The 14,591-nt window shown below is 62.4% G+C and carries 12 protein-coding genes; 8 read left to right on the forward strand and 4 right to left on the reverse strand.

Features of this window, described 5'->3' with window-relative positions:
* The first annotated feature begins 112 nt into the window (after window positions 1-112).
* The 3 genes from waaA (at window position 113) to lpxK (ending at window position 3,309) form a co-directional block, all read left to right on the forward strand.
* Window positions 113-1,432: a lipid IV(A) 3-deoxy-D-manno-octulosonic acid transferase gene (gene waaA / locus C0V73_RS07635; RefSeq protein WP_172450108.1), complete on the forward strand. Its 1,320-nt coding sequence runs from the start codon at window positions 113-115 to the stop codon at window positions 1,430-1,432.
* A gap of 21 nt (window positions 1,433-1,453) precedes the next feature.
* Window positions 1,454-2,161: an HAD family hydrolase gene (locus C0V73_RS07640; protein ID WP_102019389.1), complete on the forward strand. Its 708-nt coding sequence runs from the start codon at window positions 1,454-1,456 to the stop codon at window positions 2,159-2,161.
* 113 nt (window positions 2,162-2,274) lie between these two features.
* Window positions 2,275-3,309, forward strand: coding sequence for a tetraacyldisaccharide 4'-kinase (gene lpxK / locus C0V73_RS07645; RefSeq protein WP_102019390.1), 1,035 nt, complete (start codon window positions 2,275-2,277; stop codon window positions 3,307-3,309).
* Between the two features lie 3 nt (window positions 3,310-3,312).
* On the opposite strand, the gene C0V73_RS07650 is transcribed toward lpxK, so the two are convergent.
* Window positions 3,313-3,543 carry a DUF2093 domain-containing protein gene (locus C0V73_RS07650; RefSeq protein WP_006726618.1) on the reverse strand — a complete coding sequence of 77 codons (231 nt, stop codon included), beginning with the start codon at window positions 3,541-3,543 and terminating at the stop codon, window positions 3,313-3,315.
* A gap of 94 nt (window positions 3,544-3,637) precedes the next feature.
* Complete coding sequence (mutL, locus tag C0V73_RS07655; RefSeq protein ID WP_102019391.1) at window positions 3,638-5,485, reverse strand: DNA mismatch repair endonuclease MutL; 1,848 nt, start codon at window positions 5,483-5,485, stop codon at window positions 3,638-3,640.
* 279 nt (window positions 5,486-5,764) lie between these two features.
* On the opposite strand from mutL, the gene C0V73_RS07660 reads away from it, so the two are divergent.
* Window positions 5,765-7,510: a response regulator gene (locus tag C0V73_RS07660; RefSeq protein WP_102019392.1), complete on the forward strand. Its 1,746-nt coding sequence runs from the start codon at window positions 5,765-5,767 to the stop codon at window positions 7,508-7,510.
* A 111-nt stretch (window positions 7,511-7,621) separates the two neighbouring features.
* Window positions 7,622-8,983 (forward strand): EAL domain-containing protein, encoded by a 1,362-nt coding sequence (locus C0V73_RS07665; protein WP_102019393.1) that lies wholly within the window; start codon window positions 7,622-7,624, stop codon window positions 8,981-8,983.
* Window positions 8,984-9,061: 78 nt separating this feature from the next.
* On the opposite strand, the gene C0V73_RS07670 is transcribed toward C0V73_RS07665, so the two are convergent.
* Entirely contained in the window at window positions 9,062-9,754 is a 693-nt protein-coding gene (locus C0V73_RS07670; protein ID WP_102019394.1) for a PRC-barrel domain-containing protein, read from the reverse strand.
* A gap of 212 nt (window positions 9,755-9,966) precedes the next feature.
* Window positions 9,967-10,821 (reverse strand): SMP-30/gluconolactonase/LRE family protein, encoded by an 855-nt coding sequence (locus tag C0V73_RS07675; protein ID WP_102019639.1) that lies wholly within the window; start codon window positions 10,819-10,821, stop codon window positions 9,967-9,969.
* 384 nt (window positions 10,822-11,205) lie between these two features.
* Here C0V73_RS07675 and C0V73_RS07680 point away from each other — a divergent pair, with 384 nt between their 5' ends.
* From C0V73_RS07680 to C0V73_RS07690, 3 genes are all read left to right on the forward strand, one after another.
* Window positions 11,206-11,943 (forward strand): autoinducer binding domain-containing protein, encoded by a 738-nt coding sequence (locus tag C0V73_RS07680; RefSeq protein WP_102019395.1) that lies wholly within the window; start codon window positions 11,206-11,208, stop codon window positions 11,941-11,943.
* A 344-nt stretch (window positions 11,944-12,287) separates the two neighbouring features.
* On the forward strand, window positions 12,288-13,445 hold the full coding sequence (gene apbC / locus C0V73_RS07685) for an iron-sulfur cluster carrier protein ApbC (RefSeq protein WP_102019396.1): 1,158 nt from the start codon (window positions 12,288-12,290) through the stop codon (window positions 13,443-13,445).
* Between the two features lie 156 nt (window positions 13,446-13,601).
* Window positions 13,602-14,579 (forward strand): magnesium transporter CorA family protein, encoded by a 978-nt coding sequence (locus C0V73_RS07690; RefSeq protein ID WP_102019397.1) that lies wholly within the window; start codon window positions 13,602-13,604, stop codon window positions 14,577-14,579.
* Window positions 14,580-14,591 lie beyond the last annotated feature (12 nt).

Below are 14,591 nucleotides of genomic sequence, written 5' to 3' on the forward strand. Positions count from 1 at the left end.
AAGGGTCACGTTTTGAACTCAGTCTTCTTGCATCTCTCTTGTTGCGTAGCGACGCCTCCTGACCGGGAAGAATGGCATTGTCGATGAAGATGAGCAGGTCCGATCGATGGCACTGAGCGATGGCCTAGCCTCCTTCGCCTTGACATCCTATGGCTGGCTAGGCCTTGCGGCCTATCCGCTGTCGGGGCCGATGCTTGCCTATCGCGCGGCCAAGGGCAAGGAAGACAAGGCCCGTCGCGGAGAGCGCTTCGGCCATGCGAGCCTCGCGCGCCCTGTCGGCCCACTCGTTTGGATCCATGCCGCAAGCGTCGGTGAAACCACCGCCGTCGTCGCCCTGATGCGCGAACTGCGCCGCCGCGATATCCACGTGCTCCTGACCACCGGCACCGTGACCTCGGCCGAAGTGGCGAAGAACCGTCTCGGCGACATGGTCCTTCACCAATATGTACCGCTCGACCTCCTGCCATCGATCCGCCGCTTCCTCGATTACTGGCAGCCGGATATCGCCATCGGCGTGGAATCTGAGATCTGGCCGACGACACTCGCCGAGCTGCATCGCCGACATATTCCGCAGATCCTCGTCAATGCCCGCATGTCCGATCGCTCGTTCGATCGCTGGAAGCGGCATCCGTCGATCGCCGAAACGCTTTTTGGCAAGCTGGCGCTGGTCATTGCCCAGTCGGATCTCGATGCCGAACGCTTTCGCGATCTCGGCGCCTGGCCCGTCAGCGTATCCGGCAATATCAAGGTCGACAGCGATGCACCGCCTTGCGACGAGCAGGTGCTGGAGCGCTACCGTCAGCAGATCGGCGACCGCAAGAGCTGGGCCGCCATCTCCACCTTTGATGGCGAAGAGAAGATCGCCTCCATGGTGCATCGTGCGCTGAAGGCCCATACGGGCATGTTGACCGTGCTCGTGCCGCGCCATCCCGAGCGCAGCGACGAGATCGAGGCCATGCTGGTGGAAAAGGGCCTCGTGGTTGCCCGCCGCACGCGTGGCGATGTTATTACGCCTGAGACGGATGTTTTCCTCGGCGACACGATCGGCGAGATGGGCCTTTATCTGCGCCTGACCGAAGTCGCCTTCGTCGGCCGGTCGCTTGCCGCCGATGGTGGCCAGAACCCACTGGAGCCGGCCATGCTCGGCTGTGCGGTTCTGTCCGGTCCGCAGGTCAGCAATTTCCGCGAAAGCTACCAGCGCTTGGTGCGCAAGGGGGCGGCCCGCATCGTCCGCGATGCCGAAATGCTCGCGAAGGCCGTCCACTTCCTCCTGAATAACGAGGTGGCGCGGTCAAAGATGATCGATGCCGGCCTTGAAAGCATGCAGGAGATGCGCGGTGCCCTGAGCGCGACGCTGAAGGGGCTCGAGCCCTATATCAGCCCTCTCTCCGTCAAGGCCAAGCTCGAGCCGCGCAGCGCCAGCCAGAGCTGAACCTAAAACAGGATCTTCCCCATGCAGCAGACGCAAAGGATTGCCGGCATCCTGTTCGACAAGGACGGCACGCTGCTCGATTTTGACGCCAGCTGGGGACCGGTCAATCGCGAGGTGGCGCTGATGGCCGCCGATGGCGACGAGGCGCTCGCCGATCGGCTGCTGCTGGTCTGCGGCATGGATCCCGTGAGCGGTGCCATCGTGCCGGACAGCCTCTTTGCCGCCGGCAACACGGTCGAGATTGCAGAGGGCATGATTAATGCCGGCTCGCCCTTCGCGCTAGAAGCTCTGGTGCCGAAGATCGATGATTGCTTCGCAAAGGCCGCCGAACTCTCGGTGCCTGTGACCGAACTCCAGCCGCTCTTCGCCCGCCTGCACGGCAAGGGCCTTCGTCTCGGTATCGCCTCCAGCGACAATGAACGCTCGATCCGGGTCGCTGCCGAGCGCTTCGGCATCCTGCCATATATTGCTTTCGTTGCCGGCTATGACAGCGGCCATGGCAAGAAGCCGGAAGCCGGCATGGTGCTCGGCTTCTGCGCCGCGACCGGGCTCGCACCGGCAGAAGTGGCCGTCGTTGGCGACAACAATCACGACCTGCACATGGGCAAGAATGCCGGTGCCGGCCTGAAGATCGGCGTGCTCTCCGGCACCGGCTCGCGGGAGACGCTTACCCTGCATTCCGACATGGTGCTCGCCGATATCACCGAGCTCGAAGCCGTCCTCAACTGACAGCGCTCGTGCCATTTCGGCACGCCTGTGCTTGACGGTTCGGCGTTGCAATGGTTCTTGTTGCGCGCATGAGGCGGTGCCAGAGGGGCGCCGGGGTCACGACAGGGACGAGAATGGTATCCGAGGCACCACCCTTCTGGTGGACCAAGACCGGCTGGCAGGCGATCTACCTCTATCCGCTCTCCTTTGTGTATGGCCGCATCTCCGGTGCCATCATGCAGCATCGCCGCCGCCACGCTTTACCCGTGCCGGTCGTCTGCATCGGAAACTTCACCGTCGGCGGTGCCGGCAAGACCCCGACCGCAATCGCGATTGCCCGCGCCGCCAAGGCGAGGGGGCTGACCCCCGGTTTCCTCAGCCGCGGTTATGGCGGCTCGCTGGATGTCACCACCGTCGTTGACCCGCATCACCATCGCTCCACGGCTGTCGGAGACGAGCCGCTGCTGCTCGCCCGCGAGGCGCTGACCGTCATTTCCCGCCGCAGGGTCGCGGGCGCTGAAAAGCTGGTGGCCGAGGGCGTTGATCTCGTCATTATGGATGACGGTTTCCAGAGCGCCCGGCTTCTGGTGGATTACGCCTTGATCGTTGTGGACAGCCGGCGCGGCATCGGCAATGGCTGGGTCGTGCCCTCAGGCCCCGTACGCGCGCCCCTTGAGGTCCAGATGCGCCAGCTCGATGCGATCCTGAAGGTCGGCAAGGGAGATGCGGCAGACCGCTTTGTTCGCCAGGCGTCCCGCAGCGGGAAGCCGGTTCTGGTCGCCAATGTCACGCCCCAGGCGGCGGACGATCTCGCCGGTCGGTCAGTGCTCGCTTACGCAGGCATCGCCGATCCGAAGAAGTTCTATCGAACGCTGGAAGAGCTCGGCGCAGTCATCGTCGACCGCGCGGACTTTCCCGATCATCATCATCTCGCTGACGACGAGATCTCGGATCTGCTGTCACGCGCCGAACGCCAGGGCCTGCAACTGGTGACGACGGCAAAGGACAGTGTCCGCCTGTCGGGCGGTCACGGCCGGTCGGCGGAGCTGTCGGAAAAATCGCGGGTGGTGGAGATCGACATGGTCTTCGATGACCCGAAGGCTCCGGACCTGATCATCGACCGGGCGATCGAGGCCTGCCGGCGCAGGCGCCTTGGCAAGAAGGCCTGAGGCTCAGCGGCGCTGGTTGGGAAGCGCGCCGGCGCGCTTTTCCGCTTCCAAAGATGCCGCAGCATCCACATAGGCTTCCTGCCGCGCCACGCTCCAGTATTTCAGCTCGTCGACCAGCACCGGGCGCCCGGTGATCGCGCAGGTGACGAAGGTCCCCGGCGTCAGGATCTGGAAATCGGCATCGAGATAGCGGATCTTGGCTTCGCGGTTTCCGCCGCCTTCGAAACGGTTCATCACTCTTCTCCTGCGCCGCGTGTCACGGAACTGCAATACAGCGCCCTCCCGGCGAATGAAAGATGGCTCACGTCAAAACCCGTGCGTGGCACGCTCAGCTCCGTCCGAACAGCCGTTCGATATCGGAAAGCTTGAGCTCCACATAAGTCGGCCGCCCGTGATTGCACTGACCCGAGCCCGGCGTCTGCTCCATCTGTCTGAGAAGTGCGTTCATCTCCTCGACCCGCAGCCGCCGGCCCGAGCGCACGGACCCGTGGCAGGCCATGGTGGCCGCCACATGTTCGAGCTTGGCCGACAGCCGGTCGGCAGTATCCCATTCGGCGATCTCGTCGGCGAGGTCGCGCACCAGCTGGGTCGCATCCATCTCGCCGAGCATCGCCGGGGTCTCGCGCACGGCAATGGCACCCGGCCCGAAACGCTCGATCGCCAGCCCCAACTGCTCCAGGCTTGTCGCATGCGTCATCAGCCGATCGCAATCCTCTTCCGTGAGGTCGACGATCTCGGGGATCAACAGCCCTTGCGAGGGAAGTCGCCGACCCGTCAGCGCCTTGCGCATCTGCTCGAAGACCAGCCGCTCATGGGCGGCATGCTGGTCGACGATGACAAGACCGTCCTCCGTTTGCGCCACGATATAGTTGGCATGCACCTGCGCTCGCGCAGCACCGAGCGGATAGCTGGCGATCGCCTCGACGGTGGCACTCTGGGGGGCAGGGGAGGGTATCGGTTCGCTTCGGGCTGTCGGCACGGTGAGGCTGTCGAATGCCGCCTGCGCCGCTTCGCCAAAACCGCGTGCAGCCGGTGCAGCAGCGGCCGCAAACCCGCTGCCAAAGCTCGGCGCTGTCCCATAAAGCGGCCGCGATGGCGAACTGGCCGGTGACCAAGCCTGGGCCGGCTGCGGCGAGAAGCCAGGGCGGAAAGCACGCAGCATGCCGCCGGCCCCGGTCGTTGCCGCCCGGTCGCCCTCGCGCTGAAGAGATTGCCGGATGGCCCCGACGATCAGCCCGCGCACCAGCGCCGGATCGCGGAAGCGCACATCCGATTTCGCTGGATGCACGTTGACGTCCACGAGCGCGGGGTCGAGCGTCAAAGACAACACGGCTACCGGATAGCGGCCTTGAGGAATGGTCTCGGCATAAGCACCACGGATCGCAGATAGGATCTGCTTGTCCTGCACGGGGCGTCCGTTGACGAATGCATATTGATGGGCGGAATTGCCCCGGTTGAAGGTCGGCACGCCGGCAAAACCTGATAGCCGCACATCCTCGCGCTCGGCATCGAGCTCAATCGCATTGTCCTTGAAATCGGCACCAAGCACCTGCGCGATGCGCGCGAGATGATCGTCGCCAGTGCCGGGAAATTCGAGCGTCGAGCGGTCGGTGCCTGACAGCACGAAGCGGATGGCTGGAAAGGCGATCGCCATGCGCTTGACGATCTCGCTGATCGCACCCGCTTCCGCCTTCTCCGTCTTCATGAATTTCAGCCGAGCAGGCGTGGCGAAGAACAGATCGCGCACCTCGACCGTCGTGCCCGGATTGGCCGCTGCCGGGCGCACATCCCCTACCTTGCCACCGACCACGGCAATTTCAGCACCGCTGTCGGCGCCGGCGGGACGACTGGTGATCGTCAGCTTCGCGACCGATCCGATCGAGGGCAGGGCCTCGCCGCGAAAGCCGAGCGAGCGGATGTCGAACAGCGTCTCGCTGAGTTTCGATGTGCAATGCCGGCGGATGGCGAGCGCCAGATCCTCAGGCCCCATGCCGCACCCATTGTCGATGACCCGCAAAAGCGTCTTGCCGCCGCCGGCCGTCGCCACCTCGATGCGGGTCGCGCCTGCGTCGATCGCATTCTCGATCAGTTCCTTCGCTGCACTGGCCGGTCGTTCGATGACCTCGCCGGCGGCGATCTGGTTGATGAGTGTCTCGGAGAGTTGCTTGATGATCATGCGGCCATTTTCCCGGATTCGGAGCTCCGACGAAAGACGAAATCGTATCGCGGTGGCCGCCATGCCCATCATTAAGCGTGCCTTAACGGAATGTCTCTAGTTTGAACAATGACTTGCAATGTCTCTTCAGCAGGTCTGCTGGCGGTGGAATGAGGATACGGGCCGGAGTGTCCCTCGCATATCTCCCTGCCTGGAACGCGGTCCGGCATGTCTCCATCATGGCATCAGCCCCCCAAATTCTCGTTGTCTTCGGATGGCGAGGTTCCTAGAGGCAGCAGTGTGAGCGAGTTTCCACAGGCCCCCGGCCAGGACAAGCGACGGCAGGGGCCCGACAATTCGTCGGCCGAGACCGCTCTCGACGCTGCCCTGCTGGACGCCGTGTCGGAGGCCTTCTCCTCGGCCTTCATCATCTATGACCGCAACGATCACCTGATCTTCGCAAGCCGCAGCGCCCGCCAGTTCCTGCCTTTGCCATCAAACTTTTTCGAACCCGGTTCGCGCCTGAGGGACATCCTCGGAGCCGCATACGACCTTGGCCTGCGCCATGCTGCGAGCGGCCAGTCCGATGGTGCAGCACTCAGCCGCGAGGAATGGCTCACCCGCCAGATCGCCGCCCACTGGAAGGAACGCTACGAGATCCAGGCCTGCGACGACGAGAAGCGCTGGACCAAGTTTTCCAAGCGTCGCCTGCCATCCGGTTTCGGCTTCTGCGTGATGACCGACATCACCGAGCAGAAGCGCCGGGAGGAGCAGTGGCGTGCGGATATCGAGCGCGTCCAGCTTACCGAGGAAATCCTCGACAATCTCGCTCATCCGGTCTTCGTCCAGGATCGCAATCTCCAGCTCGTGGCCGTCAACAAGGTCTTCTGCTCGGCCACCTCAGTGGGGCCTGACAATGCGCTCGGCGGCACGATCGCGACACTGTTTGAACCGGATGTCGCCGACCGGCTGGTGACCGTCTCGCGCCACGTATTGGACACCGGCGTTACATCTTCGCTCACCCTCCCGATGCGGCTTTACGGAGACCCACCGCGCCCGATCCTTGTGCATGTCCAGCGCGTCGGTAAGCCGGGGCGCTATCTGGTCGTGGCAAGCCTTGGTGAGGTCGGTGGCGCTGCCAATCTGCCCGCCTCTCAGGAGGCAGCATTTGATGCCCCGCAGCGCGATGAGGGCGCCGGTCACAGCCTGATCGATGGGCGCCTGAACGGACGCAAGGCCCTTCTCGTCACTGCCGACCGCGACTTCGAGGCAAGGGCGCTCGACATCCTGCAACTCCTCGGCCTCGACAGCTGCTGTGTCCGCGACCAGTCGGAACTCGATGCCTTCCTGACGGTCGCACAATCGGTGGGGGTGGTCATCGACCTCGCGATTGTCGATGTGGACCTCGACATGCGGTGCCTGGAACTCCTGCAGGCGGTTGATGTCGACTACATCACCTTGCCGGTCTTCGACATCGCGAGTGACCTCGCGTTCAGTGTCCTTGACCGGTTGACCGCGCTGCGCCAGCCGCCCATGCCGACCGACGACTGGGAAATCACCACCGAAGAAGAGCCCGCAGCAGAGCCTGCAGCTGCACCGACCGGTGTGCCGAAGGCAGCCTCTGCGCCGCAGCCTGCCGCGCCGCCAACGTCGTCGCTCGTCCTTGTCGCCGAAGACAACGAGATCAACCAGATCGTCTTCTCGCAGATCCTCGAGGGCCTCGGCTTTGCCTACCGGATCTGCGCGGATGGAGAGACGGCCGTTCGACTTCGGGCGGAATTGAACCCCGCCATCATCCTCATGGATGTGACGCTGCCCGGTATCAATGGTTTTGAAGCCGCTCGCCGGATCCGCCAGTCGCCCGAGGACGTGAACCTGCAGACACCGCTCATCGGCGTGCTCGCCCAGGCGTTCGATCGCGACCGCGAGGCCTGTTTTGCCTCCGGCATGAACGATGTGATCCTCAAGCCGCTCAGCCCTGATGTTGTCGATCAGGCGATCCGACGCCTTGTGCCGGACATTGCAAGGCTCGCGTCCACCGCCTGATTACCCGATTTTTGGGGAGGGCAGGGAGCCGCCTTCCGCAGTATCGATATGATTATTTTAATGTTTTAGACCCATTCTGGCACGTGCAAGGAACCGTACCAGGAAGCATGAATGGGTCCCGCCGGACGAGCGCCTGAGCCGCATGGCCAAGGCGACCAGAAGACGACAGGCTATACCGATCGATTGACCGGCCTCGGCAACCGCCACAGGCTGGGCGATAAGGTGCGCCAGCTCGCCGCCGACCGCGCCGCCGATCCCGCACCGTTCACCGTCGGCATCGTCAATCTCGATGGTTTCAAGCCGATCAACGATCTCTTCGGTCAGGCCTCCGGCGACGAGATACTCTGCCAGGTCGCACACCGCCTGAAGGCCTGCGTGCCCGATGGGGCGATCGTGACCCGACATGATGGCGACGAATTTGCGATCGTACTGCCGCTGGTGTTCGAGCGCCTGGGCGCCGAGCGTGCAGGTCAGCTGATCAAGGATGTCCTTTCCGCCCCTTACGATCTTGGCGACCGCAATGTGCGCCTCTCCGCTTCCCTCGGTTTTGCCGTCTATCCCTTTGCCGGCGAAGATTTCGAGGAGCTGATGAAGAGCGCCGAGACCGCTCTCTATCGGTCCAAGCGCCGTGGCCGCGGCCAGATCACCGTTTATTCCCGCGAGATCGCGCAGGAGATGAAACAGGCGACGCAGCTCGAACAGGCGCTGCGCAACGCCATCATCAACGACACGGTCGATGTGCATTTCCAGCCGATCGTACGCCTGCGCGACAACCGCGTCGTCGGCTTCGAGGCGCTCGCCCGATGGATCGATCCTGATCTCGGTTTCGTCTCACCCGCCGTCTTCGTGCCGCTCGCCGAAGAACGCGGCTTCATCGATACCTTGTCGGAGACGCTGCTCCGCAAGGCTGCCGAAGCCACGCTTGCCTGGCCGCGCGACCTCTTCCTCTCCTTCAACCTCTCCTCGGTCCAGCTCATGGATCTGAGGACGTCGTTCAACACGCTCTCCATCCTCAACAGCGTCGGTTTCGACCCCCGACGTCTGGAGCTTGAGATAACGGAAACGGCCGTCATGTCCTCGGCCGATACGGCCCGGCGGATCATCAAGGAATTGAAGGATGCCGGCATCCGCATCTCGCTGGATGATTTCGGCACGGGACAGTCGAGCCTTGGGCGCCTGCGTGAATTCACCTTCGACAAGGTGAAGATCGACCGCGCCTTCGTGTCGGCCATCACCACTGATCGCACGTCAGAGCATATCATCAAGGCCATCGTCAGCATGTGCGAAGGCCTGGACCTCGAAGTCGTGGCTGAAGGCATCGAGACGGATGCCGAAGCCCGGAAGCTGCGCGAACTCGGCTGCGGCATGGGGCAGGGCTACTATTTCGGCAAGCCGGTCGACGCCGCCGCGACCCTGCGTTACCTCGCAGAGAACCATCACGACTTCGCGCTCGTTGACCGCGCAACCGCCTGATTCCCGAAATCTACGCAAAAGAAAAGGCGGCGCCGAAGCGCCGCCCCTCAGGACCGTAATATGTCCCTCGTATCCGGATTAATTATCCGTGGACGAGGTGGTGGTGCCGTCGGTGGTACCCATCGTGCCGGCATCAGCAGCCTGGTCGTCCAGAGTGCGGAACTCCGGAGCGTTGCGCAGGCTGTCTGCTGTTTCGGTCGTCGTCAGACGAACTTCAGCATCAGCGACTTCTTCCGCGTTGGTTGCGGTGTTGTCGGTGGTAGCCGTCGTTGTCGTGGTCGTCGTCGAAGTGCCGGTCGTTGCCGTACCATCGGTCGTGGTCATGGCTTCTGCATCATCAACCACGCGGGTGATCGTGATGTTTTCGAACGGAACGGCGACATTCTTTTCGCCGATGCCGAGGAAGCCGCCAACACCAACTACGGCTGCAACAACGCCACCTTCCTTGTCAACGAGCAGGTCGTTGATGTCACCGATCGACTGGTTGTCGGCAGTGTAGATTGCCTGACCCATGAAGTCGGCCACAGAGATGTGGTTCTCCGCCTGTTCGGTCAAATAGGTGCCCGTGCCCGCTGCAGCGGTCGTGCCCATGGTGCCGGAAGCGGCGCCAGTGGTGGCGTCAGGAGCGACCGTACCAGCCGGTGCCGTTTCAGTGGCGGCCGGCGGCGTGGTGGTGGCACCCGGGGTAGCATCCTGGGCGACGGCGAAGGGAGCGATTGCGGTCGAGCCGAGCAGTACGGCGGCGGCGAGCGTCTTGAAGGACTTGTTCATGGTGGACCTACCTTTCCTCTGAGATGGTCTGCGACTGACGCTGCCTCGCATTGAGTGGCTCGGCGGCGTCGGTTCGAGAGGAAAATGTCTGGCGGCCATGATCGTTCCGCCCTTTAGTCCTTGAATATTTTAGCAGATCGACCGGAACAAAAAGCCGGAAAAGTGGTTTGCGGGGCCGCTTGCGACCCCGCTCATGTTGCGTGGCGCGCGTCTCAGAGCTTGAACAGCGGCTCGGGTTTTCCCTTGACGCTGACGCCGAGGTCGAAGGTCACGCCCGCCAGTTTGTCCTCGGCGCGCTCCTCGTCGCTCAGTCCCTCCCAGCAGGAGGTGATGGCAAGCCGATCGAGCGCCTTGCCATAAAAGGCAGGGCATGTCGGGCGACGAACCGGTGCTGCATAGCGGGAGATATGCCGGCCATCCGGAGCGTAACGGTCGACAGCGGCGCCATCCCAGTTCGAGTTCCAGATCGTGCCTTCGAGATCGACAACCGATCCGTCGATGACACCCTGTCGCTGCGACTGGTCGATGAACACCGTGGGTGCGGCAATCGGTAGGCCTGTCGCCGGATCGAGTGCGACCCGCATCATGTGATTGACCTTGGAATCGTTGAAATAGCCAACCGAGCCATCCGGCGAGAAGCAGATGCCGTTGGGGATGCTGACCGCATCGAAGATTTTCGTCACCGTCGTGCCGCTCACATGATAGATCGCGCCCGCACCGGTCTCTGCCGTCCGGCTCATCGTTCCGATCCAGAGCGCGCCACTCGGATGCACGCGTCCGTCATTCGAACGGTTCTGCGGCTTGTCTTCGATCGCGGCATAGGAAGAAAGCGTGCCGCTTGCGCTGTCGCGCAGGAACAGCCCCTGATCGGAGGCGATCAGCTGCCGCTTGTCGTCAATAACCGCGATCACACTGCCGAGGAAGGGCAGGGCGTGCTTCTTGAGCTGTCCGCCTTCGACATCCAGTTCGCACAGCGTCTTGCCGAGAATGTCGAACCAGAAGAGCGAACCGGAGATCGGATCGTAGGCCGGGCCTTCACCCAGTTCCATCACCTCTTCGGTGAGCATTCTGCCGTTGAAGCTTTCGGTTGAGATCACGGATGTCCTCCTTGTCGCTATTCATTTTGACCTTGTCGTGCGACTAACGTCGCAGACAGGGGTTTACGGTAAAATTCATGGGGTATCTGGACCCTTGGCGCTTTACAAGTCTATGCTTCGGCAACCCAAGGGAACAGATTCGGCGTTGGTATCGCCTTTGGGTGTTCCTCACTCATTCTCTATGCAGGTCCGAAGAAGAATTACCTATGCGGGTTCGGAGAGATTGGTGGAAGCTCAGGTTTCGCCACGCGGTCCCGATCTTGGCCAATGTCAGGTGAAGCAGAAATTGACGAACACGTCTTGGACAATCTCCCCGATAATCATGGCCGGTGACCCGGTCAGGACGTGGATGTGATGACGACCCCGGATATCGCAACATCTGCACGCGTCGAAGGCCTGATCACGGATGTGAAGGGCTTCAAGACCCAGTTCGACGTCTTCCGTTTTATGAAACGCGTGACCGAGCTTTATGGTGCCCGCGCCTTCATGGTGCTGAACATGCCCGGCGCAACCGCCCAGGAACTCGGCAGCAGCTCAATCATCACCAACTGGCCCGCCGATCTGCTGACCGAATTCGATCAAGTGGCGCTTCTGTCCGGCAGCCCGGTGCTCGCCCATCTGCGCCGCGCCTCCATTCCGCTGCGTTTCGACATCGACGACGTGGCAACGCAGCGCGATCCCAAGTCGGGTGAGGTCTCAAAGGCGCTCTTCCACCGTTTCCGTATGACCCGGGGTGCCTATTTCCCGGTCCATGATTCCACCGGCGCACGGGGCGCCGTCTCCTTTATCGGTGACCGCGAGCTTTTCGACACGCTGGAGATGATGCAGCTCGCCTATATCGCCGCGCATGTCTTCAACCGTCTCGCTGAAATCCGGGAGATGGACAGCCGCAACAGCGACATGCTGACCGATCGCGAGCTCGACTGCCTCAACTGGACTGCAGCCGGCAAGACCAGCGTCGAGATCGCCGAGATCCTGACGCTGTCGGAACACACGATCAACCACTACCTGAACCGCGCCACCAAGAAGCTGGACGCTGTGAACCGCACCCAGGCAGTCGCCAAAGCCCTGCGCCTCGGCTTGATCAAGTAAGTGTAAACGCTGGTGCTTTTTTGTGCGGCCCGCTGCGGCGCCGCCCTTTTTCACGGCATCCCCTCCAGCTTTTGAGATCCTCCACAGGCGAAACGCCTGTGCTGCGGGATATTCGCGTCTGGCACGCTTCCTGCATTCAAAGTGTCAGTCCAGAGGGGACGTAGCGTGACACCCGAGAACGGGTGCAGCCTGACAAGCCGCCGCGGGGGGTGCTCTCCGCAGGCGGCTTGTCTGTTTCTGCGGCAATGGTCGCACCCTCGGCATCGCATTTGCAGTTGGCGAAAGCCTCCCGCTCCATTATCTGAACGTGCACAGATGAATGTCCGAGCGGAAAGAATATCGAAATGACCGAATTGTCGCGTGATCGGGTGATTGAGGCGCTGAAGGGGATCCGGGGACCGGATCTCGAAGGCAACATCGTCGACCTCGGCATGGTCTCCGATGTCTTCATTTCCGACGCCAAGGTCTATTTCTCGATCAATGTGCCGGCCGAGCGCGCCCAGGAACTGGAGCCGCTGCGTCAGGCGGCCGAGCGTACGGTCAAGGCCATCCCCGGCGTGAACGGTGCCGTGGTCAGCCTGACGGCAGAGCGCAAGCAGGGTTCCGCCCCGCCGCCGCGTCCCCAGCCGGCCGCTCCCGCCCAGGGCCACGGACATACTCACAATCACGGTCCCGCTCCGAGCGGCCAGCAACGCACCAAGGCCGGCGTCCCGGGCATCGATGCGATCATCGCGGTCGCCTCCGGCAAGGGCGGCGTGGGCAAGTCGACGACAGCGGTCAACCTCGCCCTTGCGATGAAAGCCAACGGTCTGCGCGTCGGCATCCTCGACGCCGACGTCTATGGTCCGTCCATGCCGCGCCTTCTCGGGATAACCGGTCGCCCGCAGCAGATCGAGAACCGCATCATTGTGCCCATGGAGAATTACGGCATCAAGGTCATGTCCATGGGCTTCCTCGTCGACGAGGGCACGGCGATGATCTGGCGCGGACCGATGGTCCAGTCGGCGCTCATGCAGATGTTGCGCGAAGTGGCGTGGGGCGATCTCGACGTGCTCGTGGTCGACATGCCGCCGGGCACCGGCGACGCACAGCTGACCATGGCCCAGCAGGTGCCGCTATCAGGCGCCGTCATCGTCTCCACGCCGCAGGACCTGGCCCTGATCGATGCCCGCAAGGGGCTCAACATGTTCAATAAGGTCGAGGTGCCAGTCCTCGGCATCGTTGAGAACATGAGCTACTTCATCGCGCCGGATACCGGCAATCGCTACGACATCTTTGGCCATGGCGGCGCAAAGGCGGAAGCCGAGACCATCGGCGTGCCTTTCCTCGGTGAAGTCCCGCTCACGATCTCGATCCGCGAGACGTCGGATGCCGGCACACCTGTCGTCATGAGCGAGCCCGACGGTCCGCAGGCCAAGGTCTATCGCGATATAGCGACCAAGGTCTGGGAACAGGTCAAGGCCCGTTCCGGCCGAGCCGCCCCCGCGATCGTCTTCGAGTGATATCGGGCAAACAGGGCCGCAAGATTCGGTGCGTGTAAGCCTCCAGCCGTGCGTCGGCTGCATTGCTGTGCTGCAGCAATTGATTTGGCTTTCGTTCCGGGTCTATGATTGTGTCCACGACTTCAACGCGCGGCGTGCCATGAAGGTGACCAGTCCTTGATAAGGGCCTATCGAAGAGACGGAAGTGTCGAAGTCATCGGCATCGAGCCGACATTTGGCGAATTCCCCGAAGACATCATCTGGATCGACCTGATCAAGCCGACCATCGAGGAAGAACACCTCGTTGAGGGCAAGATCGGCATTCCGCTCCCGACTCCGGAAGAGCTGAAGGATATCGAGCCCTCCAGCCGCCTCTATGTCGAAAACGAGGCGATCTACATGACCGCGTCTCTGCTCTACCGGGCAGATTCCAGCTATCCGCTGCTGACAGACGTAGCCTTCATTCTCTATCGCGGCCGGCTGATCACCATCCGCTACGCCGAGCCAAAATCCTTCGCCCTGTTCAGCGCCAGCCTCCTTCGGCTGAATGGCCAGTGCGACACCGGCGCGACGCTCCTCGGTCATCTGCTGGAGACCATCGTCGACCGGACCGCCGAGATCCTGGAAACGCTGGCTGCCCGCCTCGATGCGCTGTCGATCACCATCTTCGTCAATCGCAAGGCCGCCAAGCGCCGCCCGCCGCGCTTCCTGGAAGACAAGCTCCTGGATATTGCGAGCCATCACCAGATGGTCAGCAAACTGCGCGACAGTCTGGTCTCCCTGTCGCGTCTCGTCATCTTCCTGCAGTCGCAGCCGATTGTGCGACGGGAAGAAGATGCCGCCGAACTCTGTACCATCGTCGCGCGCGACATCCAGTCGCTTGGCGAACACGCGGCCTTTGTCGGCAACAACATCACCTTCATGCTGGATGCCTCGCTCGGTCTGATCAATGTCGAGCAAAACGCCATCATCAAGATCTTCTCGATCGCCTCGGTGGTCTTTCTGCCGCCGACCCTGGTCGCATCAATCTACGGCATGAACTTTGATTTCATGCCGGAACTGAGATGGAGCTTCGGATACCCCATGGCACTTTTTGCCATGCTCTTGTCCGCCATCATCCCCTTCCTGTTTTTCCGTTGGAAAGGCTGGCTCTGACGAGCCTGGAAC

This window comes from Rhizobium sp. TH135, from assembly GCF_002855515.1.
Taxonomy (GTDB): Bacteria; Pseudomonadota; Alphaproteobacteria; order Rhizobiales; family Rhizobiaceae; genus Allorhizobium.

What these genes read in the sequence shown, in the direction of transcription:
- C0V73_RS07665 (WP_102019393.1), top strand. Translation starts at nt 7,622, where the DNA reads ATGGGTCCCGCCGGACGAGCGCCTGAGCCGCATGGCCAAGGCGACCAG.
- mutL (WP_102019391.1), bottom strand. Translation starts at nt 5,485, where the DNA reads ATGATCATCAAGCAACTCTCCGAGACACTCATCAACCAGATCGCCGCC.
- C0V73_RS07650 (WP_006726618.1), bottom strand. Translation starts at nt 3,543, where the DNA reads ATGAACCGTTTCGAAGGCGGCGGAAACCGCGAAGCCAAGATCCGCTAT.
- C0V73_RS07680 (WP_102019395.1), top strand. Translation starts at nt 11,206, where the DNA reads ATGACGACCCCGGATATCGCAACATCTGCACGCGTCGAAGGCCTGATC.
- apbC (WP_102019396.1), top strand. Translation starts at nt 12,288, where the DNA reads ATGACCGAATTGTCGCGTGATCGGGTGATTGAGGCGCTGAAGGGGATC.
- C0V73_RS07640 (WP_102019389.1), top strand. Translation starts at nt 1,454, where the DNA reads ATGCAGCAGACGCAAAGGATTGCCGGCATCCTGTTCGACAAGGACGGC.
- C0V73_RS07675 (WP_102019639.1), bottom strand. Translation starts at nt 10,821, where the DNA reads ATGCTCACCGAAGAGGTGATGGAACTGGGTGAAGGCCCGGCCTACGAT.
- C0V73_RS07670 (WP_102019394.1), bottom strand. Translation starts at nt 9,754, where the DNA reads ATGAACAAGTCCTTCAAGACGCTCGCCGCCGCCGTACTGCTCGGCTCG.
- lpxK (WP_102019390.1), top strand. Translation starts at nt 2,275, where the DNA reads ATGGTATCCGAGGCACCACCCTTCTGGTGGACCAAGACCGGCTGGCAG.